Below are 15,060 nucleotides of genomic sequence, written 5' to 3'. Positions count from 1 at the left end.
TTTTGGGAAAAAGATCCTTGCTTAGATTCTAAAAATTTTCACATCATATCTCCTAATTCTAGCTTTAAAAAACTCTTCAATACAAAAATGGATTTTATATTTGCAAATCAAAGCTTATATTATCTTACAAAGCAAGCTTTTAAAGAAGCTGTGCAAGAATTTTATGAATTATGCAATGAAGGAGCTATTATATTTGCAACTATGATGAGTGATAAAGGCTATAGTATGTATGAAAGAGGAGAACTTATGGATAATGGATTACGTGAAGTAAAAGGATGTCCAAGTGGTAGATTGAGCGGTTCTTCATATATACGCTTTACTAAAGACATAGAAGAATTAAAAGAAGATTTTAAGCCTTTTAAACCTTTATTTTGGGGAGATTATGAATTAATTAATCTGTATAATTTTGAAGGCAGTGTGGAGCACTTTATTTATATAGGACAAAAGTAAGTGCTAAAGCACTTACTCTCCTAAACTTGGAGTCATTTCGATAATCTTCCAAGGAAGTCCTTGAGAATTCAGCTCTTCCATAAAAGGCTTAGAGTCAAATTCTTCCATATTAAATACGCCTTTTCCTTGCCAAATTCCTTTAGCGACTAATTTCGTGCCTATCATAGCAGGAACACCTGTAGTATAGCTTACAGCTTGTGCGCCAGTTTCTTTGTAGCATTCTTCATGATTACAAACATTATAAATATAAACTTGCTTATCTTTTCCATCTTTTTTACCACGAATTACGCAACCTATATTGGTATAACCTTTAGTACGTGGCCCCAAACTCGCAGGATCGGGAAGCAAGGTTTTTAAAAATTCTATAGGAATGATTTCTTTTCCTTGGTGCATCACAGGTTTAATCCCTAGCATTCCAACATTTTCGAGACATTTCATGTGAGTTAAATAACTTTGTCCAAAGGTCATAAAAAAGCGTATTCTTTTTAAACCTTTGATATTTTTTACCAAGCTTTCAAGTTCTTCATGATAAAGCAAATAGCTATCTTTCACACCTACTTCTGGATAATCCCACTGTATTTTTATTTCCATCGGCTCTGTTTCTATCCACTTGCCATTTTCCCAATAACGCCCTTTAGCAGAAACCTCACGCAGATTGATTTCAGGGTTAAAATTCGTCGCAAAAGCATAGCCATGATCACCTGCATTGCAATCTAAAATATCTATATAAGAAATTTCATCAAATAAATTTTGCTGTGCATAAGCACAAAAAACATTAGTTACACCAGGATCAAATCCACTTCCTAAAAGTCCTAAAATTTCTGCTTGTTTAAACTCATCATTTCTTGCCCATTGCTCTTTGTATTCAAATTTAGCTAAATCAGGATGTTCATAATTTGCCGTATCTACATAATCAATCCTTGCTTTTATACAAGCATCCATTAAACTCAAATCTTGATAAGGCAAAGCAACATTGAGTAAAATTTGTGCTCCTGTTTTCTTGATAAGTTCTACAACCGCATTGCTATCATCAGCATCAATTTGCGCTGTTTCGATTTGAACCCCTAAACGCTCTTTGATAAAAGCAGCGATTTCATCACATTTGCTTTTTGTTCTACTAGCTAAAGTGATTTTGCTAAAAGTATCAGAATTCATTGCGCATTTTACAGTAGCCACACGACTTACTCCACCTGCGCCTATGATTAAAAGATTTTTCATGAAATTTGTCCTTAAAAGATTTTTAGGAATTTTAACTAAAAATTGATAATATCAAAATTTATTTTTTCTTCTAAGTTATAATTTGAGCTTAATAACATAAAAAATTCTATATTTTTATATCTTAACTTAAGTCTATAAAAAGCCCCTAAAAATTCTTTTTGTAAAATTTTAGCCTCAAAGCGATTTCCTATTTTAAGTTCTGCATAACCAAAAATATAATTTTTTGAAGCTATCCAAGCAAAAAATTCATCTTCTAAATCAAGTTTTTCTTCTATGATATTTAAATCAGGTAAAATTTGCGCACTTTTAAAATCGGGCTTAAAATAAAGCTCTTTAGGATTTGCATGAGCTAAAATTTTTCCTTTTTCTAAAAAAGCGATTTGATCAGACATACAATAAGCATCTTCAATATCATGAGTTACCATAATAGCCGTAATGCCTTGATTTTCTATCATTTTTTTCAATTCTCTTCTTAAATCCTGTTTTAAATTTTGATCCAAATTAGAAAAAGGTTCATCTAAAAGCAAAAGCTGACATCCTCTTGCTATAGCTCTAGCAAAAGCCACTCTTTGCGCTTGCCCTCCTGAAATTTCATCGATTTTTTTATATCTTAAATCTTCAATTTCAAAAGTTTTAAGCAAATGATTTAAAATTTGATTTTTATCTTTTTTATCGTAAAGTGCAAAAAGTATGTTTTTCTCAACATTTAAATGAGGAAATAAAGCATAATTTTGAAACATCAAAGCCACTTCACCTTTGCAAGAAAACAAATCATAAGAACTAGCTTGTTCAAGCTTAGCAATAATCCTTAAAAGCGTGCTTTTTCCGCTTCCACTACCTCCTAAAATGCTTAAAAATTCTCCTTCTTTGACATGAAGATTGATATTTTCTAAAGCTTGTATTTTTCCAAAATTTTTAGATAAATTTTTAATTTCTAACATCATCTTTCCTTGTGATTTTATCCATCCAAACAACAACCATTAAAGAAAGAAAAACGATAAACAAGGAAGGCAAAGCTGCATCATAAATTCTTTCATCACTTGCAAACCAGAAAGCTTTAACACTTAAAGTTTCAAAGCCAAAAGGCGCTAAAATTCTACTTAAAGGAAGTTCTTTAATCGTATCAATAAAAACAATAATAAAAGCCAAAAATAAAAAATGTTTCATTAAAGGTGCGTGAATTTTAAAAAATAAAATAAAATAACTCGTTCTTAAATTTAAACTTGCTTCATCAATATTTAGATGAATTTTATTATATCCTCCCTCTAAAGAATAAATTGCACTCGCTAAAAAACGAATTATATAAGCAAAAACAAGAACAAGTAAAGAATTTTCCAATAAACTCATGTGAAAAAATTTATCCAAAAATACAAAAAGCACTATAATGCTAATCCCTAAAGCAGCAGCAGGTATAGAATAACCCAAAGAACTTATTTTTAAAATAAATAAATTAAAAAAATGATTTTTAACTATCCTAGAGCTAAACATCAAAAAATAAGCTAAAAAAGTGGTAATTAAAGCAGTGATTAAAGCTAAGATTATAGTTTGAAAACTGATAATATAAAATTGCGATTCAAAAAGCTTATGATCTTTTAGTCCCCAATAAACTAGCCAAATAAAAGGTAAAATAAAACCTACAAAAGCAATCATAAAACAATAAATACAGGATAGAATTTGTTTAATAGGATTTAATTTTCTTTTTTTGATAAAAAGAGCTAAATTTTGATTAAAACTATAATGATGTTTATTTTTATAATAATAATCCACATACATAATCAAAAATACAAAAAGCATTAAAATACCCGATAAAACACTAGAAGAATAAGAATCATTCAAATCATACCAGAGTTTAAAAATTCCAGCCGAAAAAGTATCCACTCCCAAATAAGCACTTGCACCATAATCACTCAAAGTTTCCATTAAAACCAATAAAGCTCCAGAAAAAATGGCAGGTCTTGCACTCAAAAGTGCCACGCGTGTAAAAATTCTAAATTCAGAATATTTCATGATTTTAGCTACTTCATAAGCCTCTTTAGCTTCACTTTTAAAAGCTGTTTTAGCAAATAAATAAATATAAGGATATAAAGAAATAGCCAAAACAAAAATAACACCATAATGATTGAAAAAATCTATCCTAAAGCCAAAATTTTCATGAAAAAATCCTTGAAAATCCATAATTCCCACATAAACAAAGGCTAAAATATAAGCAGGTATGGCCAAGGGTAAAATGAGTAATTTTTCTAAAATTTTACAGAAATAAAAATCATAATTTGCGATCAAATAAGCAGAACTCACACCCAAAATCAAGCTTAAACACAATACTCCCACGCTAATTATAAAAGTATCTTTGATGAATTTTAAAAATAAATAATCAAAAAAATGACTCAAATTTTCTTTAATAGATGAAAATTGGGTTAAATCACTTGTGTTAAAATTTTGAAATAAAATATAAAAAAGTTCAGCAAAAATACCAAAAATAGGCAAAGCAAGAAAAAGGGCAAGTAAAATTGCCCCGAGTTTATAGTATTTTAAGGTTTTATACATTATCTAAAACCGACTTCATCGTAAATTTTAACAGCTTCTTTAATATTTTCTGCTATCTTACTCACAGGAATTTGATCTTCTTTAAAAGTTCCAAAATCCTTTACCGTTTGGCTTAATTCTACATCATTTCTTATAGGAAATTCATAATTACTATCAGTAAGAATTTTTTGAATTTCAGGACTTAACATAAATTCCATAAATTTTTTAGCCGCATCTTGATTTTTACTTGATTTTGTCATAGCAATACCGCTAATGTTAATATGCGTTCCTCTATTGTCTTGATTAGGAAAAATAATACCCAAAGAATTCCCCACTTCTACATCTTTTGGATTTTTAGAATTCTTTAAAAGCCCTATATAATAAGTATTCATAACTGCAAATTTAGCTTTGCCTGCAAATACTTGTCTGGCTTGATCTCTATCCCCACCCTTTGGGTTTGTCGCAAGATTCTCAAGTACACCTTTAGCCCATGCTTTAGCCTCTTTACTTCCATCATTAGCTATAATAGATGCTAAAAGAGTTTTGCTATAAGGAGCTGTAGCACTTCTCATGACAATTTCTCCTTTAAATTCAGCTTTTGCTAAATCTTCATAATTTTTCATTTTGCTAATGTCGATATTTGCGTTTTTATTGTAAGCAATAATTCTTGCTCTTTTTGTAATCGCAAACCATTCTTTATCCTTATCTCTTAAATGAGCAGGTATAAATTCTTCTAAATATTTTGATGAAACAGGGGATAAAAGTCCTAAATTTTTAGCTTCTGTAAGATTTGAAATATCAGCTGTGATGAAAATATCAGCAGGAGAGTTATTTCCTTCAAGAGAAAGCCTTTTAATAAGTTCTGAAGCTTTAGCTTGAGTATGATTGACCTTAATGCCTGTTTTTTCTTCGAATTTTTTTATGATTTCAAAATCAGCATCATAATGTCTTGCTGAGTAAATATTAAGCTCGCTAGCACCTAACAATGAAAAAGCCGTTAAAAACATAAAGAAGATTTTTTTCATATTTTATCCTTTATTGAGAATTATACTTGGTTTTATTAAGATCTTTAAAATCAGTATGAGAATGTTCAGAGCAAGCAAAAGCAAAGCCAACGCATAGTAAAAATAAAATTATTTTTTTTCATAGACATTAATTCCTTTTTTAGATATTTTGATAAGAAATATTAATATTAAAAAGTAAATATGACGTAATATTTATATTTTTATATTTCTTTAAAGAATAAAGAGGTTTATTTTTGACACATATATTGATAAATTTATGATTTTTAATAAACTCTTGATTAAATAAAGTTGATTAAAATTTTTCTTTTAAAAGGTGGTAGCATGTTTTCTTCATTTTTTAAAAGTAAAAAATGGGCTTTATGGGCTTATTTAGGACTTTTTTTACTCTTATTTTTTCTTTTTATTCAAACAAGTCTTAATGTTGCTATAAATTCATGGTATAGTGATTTTTACAATGTTTTACAAAAGCCAAAAATAGAACTTTTGGATTCTAATTCTACGCAAAAAATAGAAACTAATTTCGAAAATAATGCCACTTTAATCCAAGAGGCTAATCAAAGAGCTGAGCAAAATTTCCAAAAAGCTAATTTTATCAATAAAGGCGCATTGTATTATTATCAAAATTTATTAGAATATTTTTTCAACTCTAGGGCTATGATTGAAAAGCCAAATTATTCAGCAAATGATTTTTATGCTTTGATTTTAGTTTTTTTGGCTATTGCTATTCCTTATGTTTTAATCGCTACGATTAATATCTATTTTGCTAGTGTCTATGCTTTTAAGTGGCGTGAGGCTATGACTTTTTCTTATTTAAAATTTTGGAAAAATAAAGATGACAATATAGAAGGAAGTTCGCAAAGAATTCAAGAAGATACTTATAATTTTTCCAAAATCGTAGAGAGTTTAGGACTTAGTTTTATAAAAGCTTTGATGACCCTTGTAGCATTTATTCCGATTTTATGGAGTTTAAGTGATGTTGTGAGTAAAGCTTTATTTGCAAATTTAAGCGAAAATTCTTCTTTTTATTTTTTAAAAAATATTGATGGTTTGCTTGTTTATGTTGCACTTTTGATTTCTTTAGGAGGCTTGGTTGTGTCATGGTTTGTAGGTATTAAACTTCCTGGACTTGAATATAACAATCAAAAAGCTGAAGCAGCTTTTAGAAAAGAGCTTGTTTATGCTGAGGATAATCGCAAAGAATACGCTAAAAATGAGACTATGATAGAGCTTTTTACAGGGCTTAAATTTAACTATAAAAGACTTTTTTTACATTATGGATATTTTAATATTTGGCTCATTTTATTTGAGCAAATGATAGTTATAGTGCCATTTTTAATCATGGCACCAGGGCTTTTTGCTGGAGCTATAGGACTTGGTATTGTAATGCAGATTAACAATGCTTTTGATCAAGTACGAAGCTCTTTTAGTGTTTTTATCACAAACTGGACAACTATCACTCAACTTAGAAGTATATATAAGCGTTTAAAAGAATTTGAGAAAAATATTTCTTATAAGTCTTAGTTTTTTCTTATAAAATACAAGAAAAAATTCAAATATTAAATTTACTTTTAATTGTGTATAATAAGGTTTAATAATATTTTATTTCTTAAGGAGCTTCATTGGACCCCAGTCAGGTTTTGGATTTAAACCAAACTTCTACAGCATCTTTTGATGCAGGATATTCTATACTTATGGTTGTTGTTGCACTTGCTCTAGTGTTTTTAAATGGTTTTTTTGTTTTGTCTGAATTTAGTATTGTTAAAGTACGTCGTTCCAAGCTTGAAGAGATGGTAAAAGAAAAAAAAGCTGGTGCCAAGAAAGCTTTGGAGGTTACTTCAAGACTTGATACTTATCTTAGTGCTTGTCAATTAGGAATCACTTTAAGTTCTCTAGCTCTTGGTTGGATAGGTGAGCCTGCTATTGCAAAAATGCTAGAAATTCCGCTTATTAATCTTGGTTTTAGCACTGTTATTATCCATACTATAGCTTTTATTATTGCTTTTAGTATTATTACTCTTTTACATGTGGTTTTAGGAGAACTTGTGCCAAAAAGTATAGCTATTGCAGTTGCAGATAAAGCGGTTTTATTTATAGCTAGACCTCTTCATTGGTTTTGGATACTCTTTTTGCCTTGTATTAAAATTTTCGATTTTTTAGCAGCTATAAGTTTGAAACTTTTTGGAATAAAACCTGCTAAAGAAAGCGAGCTAACTCATAGCGAAGAAGAAATTAAAATCATAGCAAGTGAGAGTCAAAAAGGTGGAGTTTTAGATGAATTTGAAACAGAGATCATACGCAATGCTGTTGATTTTTCAGATACTGTTGCTAAAGAGATTATGACTCCTAGAAAAGATATGATTTGTCTAAATAAACAAAAAAGTTACGAAGAAAATATGCAAATCATTTGTGAATATAAACATACTCGCTTTCCTTATATTGACGGTTCTAAAGATACTATTTTAGGGATGATACACATACGAGATATAATACAAAATGAATTAAGCCATAAAAGTCAAAATTTAGATACTTTTGTTAAACCTTTGATTTTGGTTCCTGAAAATATCAGTATTTCAAAAGTACTTGTAATGATGAATAAAGAACGCTCTCATACTGCATTAGTAGTTGATGAGTATGGTGGAACTGCTGGAATTTTAACCATGGAAGATATCATGGAAGAAATTATTGGCGAAATTAAAAGCGAGCATGAAGAAGACAGCTATAAAAAACTTGCTGAAAATATCTATGAATTTCAAGGACGATGCGATATAGAAACTGTTGAAGAAATGCTTGCAATAAACTATGATGAGGATTTAGAACAAGTTACTATAGGTGGATATGTATTTAATCTTTTAGGACGCTTGCCTATGGTAGGAGATCGCATTGAAGATGAACTTTGTTACTATGAAGTTAAAAAAATGGACGGGAATTCTATAGAGCGTGTTAAGGTGGTTAAAAAAACAAATAAAGATGAAGAATAAGCCTCTTTAGGCTTATTTCTTTTTGTAAATTTGGTTTTTAATTTCTATACACTCAAAACCTTTTTTATCTAGTGTAACTACGCGTAAATATCCACCACCATCTATTTTACCCTCGCATAAAAATACTCTTTTGGCTATTTTCATAGGAAGTTTTTCTTTATTTCTGTGTCCAAAGATTTGATAAAGATTGTCCGAGGTGAAATTACAAAATTGATTTGCTACTTTTTGACTGTCTTCATATCCACCTACACCATAAATAAAATCATGGCTTGGTATAAAACTTATTTTTTCAGGTTTGGAGGGTATAAAATTTACTCCTCCATGTGAACAAAATATGAATTTATTTTGGAATTTGTAGTATAAACATTCTTTTAGATGAGGATAGAGTTTTCTAGCATCTCTTGGAGTAAGTTTTTCTTTTCTAAAGTCCTTTAAAGTATTTTCATTAAATTCTTTGGAATTTGACAATTCTCCATTAGCCCATTTTATAAGATGTCTTTCGTGATTTCCTTCTAATAAGCATACATTTTCTTTTTCGCAAATTTTTAAAAGAAATTTTATTACTTTGCCATTTTCTATACCTCTGTTGATATAATCTCCCAAAAATATATAAAATTCATCTTCTTTGATTGTTTTAATGTATTCTTTTAAAACACTATAACAACCTTGTAAATCTCCTATATGATGAATTTTTTTATATTTGCTTAAATTTGGCATTTGGTAAAGACATTTTTTCCAGTCGCTCGAGTCTAAAATTGGGTATTTTTTTGGATTTTTTTTGAGTAAATCTTGAGTTTTTTCCAAAAGAGCATAAGGGATGATATATCCATTTTTTTTAGCTTCTAAAAGATTTTTTTCTTGACATTGTTTTAAAGAGCTATCAAAAACAATAACATACATTTTATAGCGATATTGTTTAGCTAAGTCTTTGTAAATTTTTAATGTTTCATTGTAAGCGTTTATGATGCAAAACTCACCTTTTTGCATACGCATTTCTAGAAGTTTGAGTAAAATTTTACTCAAATCTTCATCATTTTTAACATTTAAAATTTTATATTCACTGACTATATTTTTAACGCTTCCTGATAAAAGACGCAAAGCATTTAAATCAAGTGTATAATTTTGAAGTTTATTATTTTTGATAAATTCTTCTTGTCCTGCGTAATAATTCCCTCTTAAAACAAGTAAGATTCGCACATTCTTTGCCTAGATTTTCTTTAAAAATTCAGTTTTTAAAACAATAACGCCAAATTTATCTACTCTAGACTCAATTTCACCTTCTTTAGAAGTGAGCTTAATATTTTTTATAGTAGTTCCACGTTTTAAAGTTGTACTTGCGCCTTTAACCTTAAGATCTTTTATTACACTCACGCTATTACCTGCGTTAAGTTCTGTTCCATTAGCGTCTTTAGCCATTTTTTTCCTTTCTTTGATCTAAAATATTTAAAATTTGCACCACTAAAGCAAAAGCCATAGCAGTATAAATATATGCCTTATCAATATGAATATCAAAACTTTCAGCAACTAAAACTACGCCTATTAACACCAAAAAAGCTAAGGCTAAAATTTTAATGCTTGGATATTTTTCAACAAAATCTGCTATAGGTTTAGAAGCAAAAAGCATCACAGCTACTGCGATAATAACAGCGATAATCATGATGGTTACATCTTGAGCAATTCCTACTGCGGTAATAACACTATCAAGTGAAAATACTATATCAATCACAGCAATTTCAGCTACAACTATCCAAAGTTTATTGCTTGCTTTAAAATGACTTTGACTTTCTTCTTGATGAGAAATTTGCTCTTTAATTTCTTTAATAGACTTTACAATCAAGAAAAGCCCACCTAGTAAAAGAACTAGATCTCTTCCTGAAATTTCATTGCCCAATACACTAAACAAAGGTGTTACAAGTTTCATCACCCAAAAAAGAGATAAAAGAAGTAAAATTCTTGTAATCATTGCAAAAGCTAAACCTAAGATACGTCCTTTATCACGATGTTCAGGGGGTAGTTTGCTTACTAAAATAGCTAAAAAAATGATATTATCTATCCCTAGTACAATTTCAAGAGCACTTAAAGTAGCTAAAGTAATCCAAGCATCAATACTAAATATCCATTCAAACATAAATTTCCTTGAAAATTTTAAAATTTTTTAAAGCGATATTTTATAGTTTTAAAGCAAATACCTTTAATTCTTTAAGAAAAAATTTCAATCACACTTAAGGGTAAAATTTCATGTTCTAGGCTATGAATTTTTTCTTCAAATTCTTCAAAACTCAAATTTCTTTTTTCAAAAGCTTTTTGAGCTATAATCATTCCACCATCAAGTTCTTCACTGACCCAATGCACACTCACACCAGCCACTTTCATATCACTTTCATAACTTTCTTTAATCGCATGTGCTCCTTTAAAAAGGGGTAATAAAGAAGGATGAAGGTTAATTGCCTTAATATTTTTTGTAAAAACAGGACTTAAAATTCTCATAAAACCTGCTAATACAGTAAGATTTGCTCCACTTTCTTTGATTTTTTGTACCAAAATCGTATCAAATTCTTCACGAGTATTATAAGCCTTATGATCAACAATGGCAGTATCAAGACCAAATTTTTTTGCCCTTTGTATACCAAAAGCATCTTTTTTGTTACAAAGGCAAAGTACTACTTCATAGGTATTTTCCCCTATGGTTTTTTTATGAAGTTTTTCTAAAATATTTTCTAAATTACCTCCATTTCCACTAAAAAGTACAGCTAATTTTACAAGCATTTTAATCCTTTGATAAGTTTTAAAGCGTCAAAGCTATTTTTATTAAATTTATATTTTTTTGCAACAAGTCCATGAGCTAAAGTAGCATTTTTTGCTGCTTCTAAAGCGCTAAAACCAAAACCTAAATGTGCAGCAATCATTCCACTTAAAACATCTCCACTCCCACCTTTAGCTAAGGCTTGATTTCCTAAATTTACAACAAATAATTTTTCTTTTTGTGCAATAATAGGATTTGCTCCTTTTAAAACAAGAACACAATCATAATTTTGTGAAAATTTTCTAGCATAGAAAAAGCGATTTTTTTGCAATGTTTCTATATCTAAATTCTCATCAAAGCACATTTTATAAAGTTTTATAAATTCTTTTGGATGAGGGGTTATAACAATATCTTTTCTGTTTAAATACCAAAGCAAAGCTTCACTTAAAAAGCAGTTTGCATCCAAGATCAAAGGAGTGTTTTGCAAAATTTCATCTTTTAGAAAATCCAAATTTTCAAGCCCCATACCTAAAGCAATAGCACTTGCATTATTTTCAATTTTTTCTTTTAACATCAAAAGAGGTGAGAAGCTTTTTTGTGCTACTAAAGAAACAAGACCTGCTCCAAAATTTAAGGCTCCAAGTCCTGCTAAAGTTCCAGCGCTTGCATTGGCAACTATATAAATATGGCCAAAATTTCCTTTATTAGCGTTGATTTTTCTATCTATAGTTTTTAAATCTTTTTTTTCAAGCAAAAAAGCTTGAGAATTAGGGTAAAATTTCTTAGAGCTAATGCCTAAATTGGCTATTTTAATCCTTCCTACAAATTCCTTAGCAAAATCTTCAAGTAAAATTTCCTTTAAAGCTCCCATGCAAAGTGTAATATCAGCTTTAAAACAAGGATAAAATCCCAAATTTGTAGGCATATCACAAGCTATTTTTAAAGCCTTGCTTTGATTAACTTTTTGAATTATTAAACTTGTTTTTTCATCTAAACAACGATTTAAGCCTGTGCCTAAAATACAATCAATAATAATATGAAATTTTTTAAAATTGGGTTCTTTTTTACAAAATTTAAAAGCATAATTTTGTAAAATTTGCTCTTGTTTTTTAAAAAGCGTATTTTCTTTAAAGCCTATTTTATAAGCTTTAGCGTGTTTTAAATTTCTTAAAGCCACCAAGCCATCTGAAGCGTTGTTACCCCCGCCTAATAAAAAAAGTATTTTTACTTTTTTAATCTTGCGTTGAATGCAGATTTTTTTAGCTTCTTTTTTAATCAGCTTGGCTAAATTTAATCCTGCATTTTCCATTAAAATAAGCTCATCTAAGCCTTTATTTATAGCATTTTGTTCTAAAATTTTTATATTATCAATAATAGCTTTCATAATCTTTTTTCACCAAAAAATATATATTTTTTTCTCTTTCTTCTTCAAATTTTTTCATTTTAGGTAAAAATTTCTGGATCAAAGCACGAAAATTCTTAAAACCATAATTTTGCGGATGAAAATCTGAGTATTTGCGGTTCATATTAGTGCGGATTTGTGCGTATTCGGCACGCCCTTTTTCATCGATAAGCTGTTCGGTGATATTGATTAAAGCTCTTAAATAATCCTTACTTAAAATATCTTCTTTTTTACTCTCATCTTTATCTAAATAAAAAAATTCACTAAAAGCATTTACATAGGATTTTATAGACTTTTCAAGCCCCATTCCTATAACTTGTTTTTTATTTTCTCTTAATTTTTGAATGAGTGAAGTATAATCACTATCGCTTGAAACAATAACAAAAATATCTATATTTTTTTCATAAAATATGGACATGATTTCAGTGATTAAATACATATCGCTTGAGTTTTTGTTGGCTGCAAAATTAAATTGTTGCATAGCGATTAAAGAATATTCAGCAATTTGCTCTCTCCAACCTTGTATATTTTTTTGAGTCCAATCCCCATAAATGCGTTTAATGATAACCTCTCCATAATCTGAAGCGATATCAAAAATACTTTTAGCGTATTTTGCAGGGATATTTTCTGCATCTATAAAGATAGCTATACTTTTATTTTCCATTTTAATTCCTTGCTCTAAAGCTTAAAGCTTCTAAAATATGGGTTTTGCTAATATTAAGACTTTGTTCTAAATCCGCTATACTTCTTGAAACTTTTAAAATTTTATTAAGCGATCGCAAAGAAAGATTATAACGTGAAATTGCTAAATCTAGCGTATCTTTGGCATCTTTTTCTAGTACACAAAAACGACTTAAATCTTCATCTTTTAATTTCCCATTAAATTCTTTTTGCCCTCGTTTTTTACCAAAAATAAAAGCTTGTAAAATTTTTTCACTCATTTCTTTAGAACTTATACTCGTTTTATCATCCTTGCTGATCTCATCCATAGCTACATAAAGATCAATCCTATCCATAATAGGAGCTGAAATGTGATTTTTGTATTTTTTAATCTCATTTTCACTACAAACACAAGAAAGATTTTTAGAAAATAAATTTCCGCAAGGACAAGGATTTTGAGCGGCTATAAAGCTAAATTTTGTTTCATAAGTGATTTTAGAATTTACTCTTGAAATATGAATTTTATGATCCTCTAAAGGCTCTCTTAAACTCTCTATGATTTGCTTGTTAAAATGTGGAAATTCATCAAAAAACAATACTCCGCCATTTGCAAGTGCGACTTCTCCAATTCTAGCATTTTTTGTTCCTCCGCCAAAAATACTTGCTCTTGTAGAAGTATGATGAGGATGACGAAAAGCACGAATTTTAGTAAATTCACAATCTTTTGAATCTAAAGACATATAAGCATTTTGCATTAAAATTTCACTTAAACTTTGAGGAGGCATGATATAAACAAGGCGTTTAGCACACATACTTTTACCACTTCCTGGACTTCCTTCAAATAAGATATTATGCATACCTAAAGCAGCTATTATACAAGCTCTTTTAGCTTTTTCCTGCCCTTTGATATCTTTAAAATCAAGTTTAAAATCCATATTTTGTAAAAAAATTTCATTTTCTATTTGTAAAGGACTTGCGAATAAAGGATGATTGTGAGAAAAACGAAAATTTTCATAATTTTTTTCTTTAAAAAACTCTATTGCTTCATTTAAATTTTCAAGTCCATAAACCTCTAAATTCGGTATCATGGAAGCTTTTTGTGCTATACTTTTTGGAACAACGATTTTAGCTTTTTTAATTTTAGCAGAAAGAAACAAAAGCAAAGAAAAAAGCTCATTTGTGCTTTTAATACTTCCATCAAGTCCTAATTCTCCTACTACAAAAAAGTCATCTAATTCTTCATTTTGTAAAAGGATTAATAAAGCAATGGCCAAATCAAAATGAGATCCCTTTTTTGGGATGCCTGAAGGACTAAGATTGATAGTAATTTTTTTAGCAGGAAAAGCAAAATCACAACTTAAAAGCATGGCTTTGATGCGTTCGACACTTTCCTTAATCGCTACACTTGCAAGTCCTACTATGCTTAAATTTGGCAAACCTCTTGTAAAAGTGGATTCTACCTCTATAATGTCTAAGCCTTCATGAAAGCTTATGCACTTTAGTTTTTTCATTTCTCTTTTTTATGATTTTTCTTCTTTTTCTTAAATTCTTTATCGAATTTTTGACGCTTAGCAAAAGAAATTTTTTCTATAAATAAATGTCCATTCAAATGATCATTTTCGTGTTGAATAGCCACAGCTAAAAAACCTTTTGCTTCAAGTTCTTTAAATTCTCCAAAGCGATCTTGATATTTAAGTAAGATATGATTATAGCGTTTTACTTCTTCGAAAAAATCTGGCACACTCAAACACCCTTCGGTACAAGTGATCATTTCTTCATCTAAAGGAATAATTTCAGGATTAATAATCTCTAGCAAATCTTCTTTTTTTTGTTCATCATTTTCATCAAAAATATTTACAAGTAAAACACGCAAAGGAATATCCACTTGAATAGCTGCTAAACCTACCCCATTACTTGCTATCATAGTTTCATACATATCATCAAGCAAGGTGTGAAGTTCTGTATCAAATTTATTTACAATTTCAGAGTTTAAAAAAAGTCTAGGATTAGGATAAGTGATAATTTTTCTAACCATTAAAAAACCTTTGTTTTAAATGATCT

At 29.3% G+C, this 15,060-nt stretch carries 15 protein-coding genes and 1 pseudogene; 3 read left to right on the top strand and 13 right to left on the bottom strand.

Annotated features, from left to right (window positions below; genetic code table 11):
• Window positions 1-87 precede the first annotated feature (87 nt).
• A complete protein-coding gene (locus AJ939_RS11200) occupies window positions 88-450 on the top strand; it encodes a hypothetical protein (protein WP_002870694.1) in 363 nt (120 codons plus the stop codon).
• Window positions 451-462: 12 nt separating this feature from the next.
• Here AJ939_RS11200 and AJ939_RS07110 read toward each other — a convergent pair whose 3' ends face one another.
• From AJ939_RS07110 to AJ939_RS07090, 5 genes and pseudogenes are all read right to left on the bottom strand, one after another.
• Window positions 463-1,668: a saccharopine dehydrogenase family protein gene (locus AJ939_RS07110; protein WP_070210603.1), complete on the bottom strand. Its 1,206-nt coding sequence runs from the start codon at window positions 1,666-1,668 to the stop codon at window positions 463-465.
• Window positions 1,669-1,703: 35 nt separating this feature from the next.
• The gene (locus tag AJ939_RS07105) at window positions 1,704-2,612 is read right to left on the bottom strand and encodes an ABC transporter ATP-binding protein (protein ID WP_002860649.1); all 909 of its coding nucleotides are present in this window, start codon (window positions 2,610-2,612) and stop codon (window positions 1,704-1,706) included.
• Window positions 2,596-4,212, bottom strand: a complete 1,617-nt coding sequence (locus AJ939_RS07100) for an ABC transporter permease (protein ID WP_070210604.1) — start codon at window positions 4,210-4,212, stop codon at window positions 2,596-2,598. Before AJ939_RS07100 ends, AJ939_RS07105 begins: the two co-directional genes overlap by 17 nt.
• Window positions 4,212-5,216: a Fe(3+) ABC transporter substrate-binding protein gene (locus AJ939_RS07095; RefSeq protein ID WP_070210605.1), complete on the bottom strand. Its 1,005-nt coding sequence runs from the start codon at window positions 5,214-5,216 to the stop codon at window positions 4,212-4,214. Before AJ939_RS07095 ends, AJ939_RS07100 begins: the two co-directional genes overlap by 1 nt.
• Window positions 5,213-5,328: pseudogene (locus AJ939_RS07090) on the bottom strand (hypothetical protein). The gene AJ939_RS07095 and the pseudogene AJ939_RS07090 overlap by 4 nt, the downstream one beginning before the upstream one ends.
• 209 nt (window positions 5,329-5,537) lie before the next feature.
• Between AJ939_RS07090 and AJ939_RS07085 the strand changes: the two are divergent.
• Window positions 5,538-6,737, top strand: a complete 1,200-nt coding sequence (locus tag AJ939_RS07085; protein WP_070210606.1) for a putative transporter — start codon at window positions 5,538-5,540, stop codon at window positions 6,735-6,737.
• Between the two features lie 98 nt (window positions 6,738-6,835).
• The gene (locus AJ939_RS07080; protein WP_070276468.1) at window positions 6,836-8,194 is read left to right on the top strand and encodes a hemolysin family protein; all 1,359 of its coding nucleotides are present in this window, start codon (window positions 6,836-6,838) and stop codon (window positions 8,192-8,194) included.
• 12 nt (window positions 8,195-8,206) lie between these two features.
• On the opposite strand, the gene AJ939_RS07075 is transcribed toward AJ939_RS07080, so the two are convergent.
• The 8 genes from AJ939_RS07075 to def all read right to left on the bottom strand — a co-directional run bounded on the left by AJ939_RS07075 (window position 8,207) and on the right by def (window position 15,034).
• Window positions 8,207-9,391 carry a metallophosphoesterase gene (locus tag AJ939_RS07075; protein WP_002854511.1) on the bottom strand — a complete coding sequence of 395 codons (1,185 nt, stop codon included), beginning with the start codon at window positions 9,389-9,391 and terminating at the stop codon, window positions 8,207-8,209.
• A gap of 9 nt (window positions 9,392-9,400) precedes the next feature.
• Window positions 9,401-9,610 carry an alkylphosphonate utilization protein gene (locus AJ939_RS07070; protein WP_070276466.1) on the bottom strand — a complete coding sequence of 70 codons (210 nt, stop codon included), beginning with the start codon at window positions 9,608-9,610 and terminating at the stop codon, window positions 9,401-9,403.
• Window positions 9,603-10,322, bottom strand: coding sequence for a TerC family protein (locus AJ939_RS07065; RefSeq protein WP_002851673.1), 720 nt, complete (start codon window positions 10,320-10,322; stop codon window positions 9,603-9,605). The genes AJ939_RS07070 and AJ939_RS07065 overlap by 8 nt, the downstream gene beginning before the upstream one ends.
• A gap of 71 nt (window positions 10,323-10,393) precedes the next feature.
• Window positions 10,394-10,960: a phosphoribosylglycinamide formyltransferase gene (gene purN, locus AJ939_RS07060; protein WP_002854200.1), complete on the bottom strand. Its 567-nt coding sequence runs from the start codon at window positions 10,958-10,960 to the stop codon at window positions 10,394-10,396.
• Complete coding sequence (locus tag AJ939_RS07055) at window positions 10,951-12,321, bottom strand: bifunctional ADP-dependent NAD(P)H-hydrate dehydratase/NAD(P)H-hydrate epimerase (RefSeq protein ID WP_070276464.1); 1,371 nt, start codon at window positions 12,319-12,321, stop codon at window positions 10,951-10,953. The genes purN and AJ939_RS07055 overlap by 10 nt, the downstream gene beginning before the upstream one ends.
• On the bottom strand, window positions 12,305-13,003 hold the full coding sequence (locus AJ939_RS07050) for an NYN domain-containing protein (protein WP_002826913.1): 699 nt from the start codon (window positions 13,001-13,003) through the stop codon (window positions 12,305-12,307). Before AJ939_RS07050 ends, AJ939_RS07055 begins: the two co-directional genes overlap by 17 nt.
• A gap of 1 nt (window position 13,004) precedes the next feature.
• Window positions 13,005-14,510 carry a YifB family Mg chelatase-like AAA ATPase gene (locus AJ939_RS07045; RefSeq protein WP_070276462.1) on the bottom strand — a complete coding sequence of 502 codons (1,506 nt, stop codon included), beginning with the start codon at window positions 14,508-14,510 and terminating at the stop codon, window positions 13,005-13,007.
• Window positions 14,507-15,034, bottom strand: coding sequence for a peptide deformylase (gene def / locus AJ939_RS07040; protein WP_002851936.1), 528 nt, complete (start codon window positions 15,032-15,034; stop codon window positions 14,507-14,509). Before def ends, AJ939_RS07045 begins: the two co-directional genes overlap by 4 nt.
• Window positions 15,035-15,060 lie beyond the last annotated feature (26 nt).

This window comes from Campylobacter sp. BCW_6889 (assembly GCF_001762535.1).
In the GTDB taxonomy this organism is placed as follows: Bacteria; Campylobacterota; Campylobacteria; order Campylobacterales; family Campylobacteraceae; genus Campylobacter_D; species Campylobacter_D jejuni.
This window is presented reverse-complemented; position numbering and strand designations above follow the sequence as displayed.

Excerpts from the sequence above, each read along its gene's own strand:
- AJ939_RS07070 (WP_070276466.1), bottom strand. The coding sequence starts at position 9,610 with ATGGCTAAAGACGCTAATGGAACAGAACTTAACGCAGGTAATAGCGTG.
- AJ939_RS07085 (WP_070210606.1), top strand. The coding sequence starts at position 5,538 with ATGTTTTCTTCATTTTTTAAAAGTAAAAAATGGGCTTTATGGGCTTAT.
- AJ939_RS07045 (WP_070276462.1), bottom strand. The coding sequence starts at position 14,510 with ATGAAAAAACTAAAGTGCATAAGCTTTCATGAAGGCTTAGACATTATA.
- AJ939_RS07105 (WP_002860649.1), bottom strand. The coding sequence starts at position 2,612 with ATGATGTTAGAAATTAAAAATTTATCTAAAAATTTTGGAAAAATACAA.
- AJ939_RS07095 (WP_070210605.1), bottom strand. The coding sequence starts at position 5,216 with ATGAAAAAAATCTTCTTTATGTTTTTAACGGCTTTTTCATTGTTAGGT.
- AJ939_RS07100 (WP_070210604.1), bottom strand. The coding sequence starts at position 4,212 with ATGTATAAAACCTTAAAATACTATAAACTCGGGGCAATTTTACTTGCC.
- AJ939_RS11200 (WP_002870694.1), top strand. The coding sequence starts at position 88 with ATGGATTTTATATTTGCAAATCAAAGCTTATATTATCTTACAAAGCAA.
- AJ939_RS07055 (WP_070276464.1), bottom strand. The coding sequence starts at position 12,321 with ATGAAAGCTATTATTGATAATATAAAAATTTTAGAACAAAATGCTATA.
- purN (WP_002854200.1), bottom strand. The coding sequence starts at position 10,960 with ATGCTTGTAAAATTAGCTGTACTTTTTAGTGGAAATGGAGGTAATTTA.
- AJ939_RS07110 (WP_070210603.1), bottom strand. The coding sequence starts at position 1,668 with ATGAAAAATCTTTTAATCATAGGCGCAGGTGGAGTAAGTCGTGTGGCT.
- AJ939_RS07050 (WP_002826913.1), bottom strand. The coding sequence starts at position 13,003 with ATGGAAAATAAAAGTATAGCTATCTTTATAGATGCAGAAAATATCCCT.
- AJ939_RS07065 (WP_002851673.1), bottom strand. The coding sequence starts at position 10,322 with ATGTTTGAATGGATATTTAGTATTGATGCTTGGATTACTTTAGCTACT.
- def (WP_002851936.1), bottom strand. The coding sequence starts at position 15,034 with ATGGTTAGAAAAATTATCACTTATCCTAATCCTAGACTTTTTTTAAAC.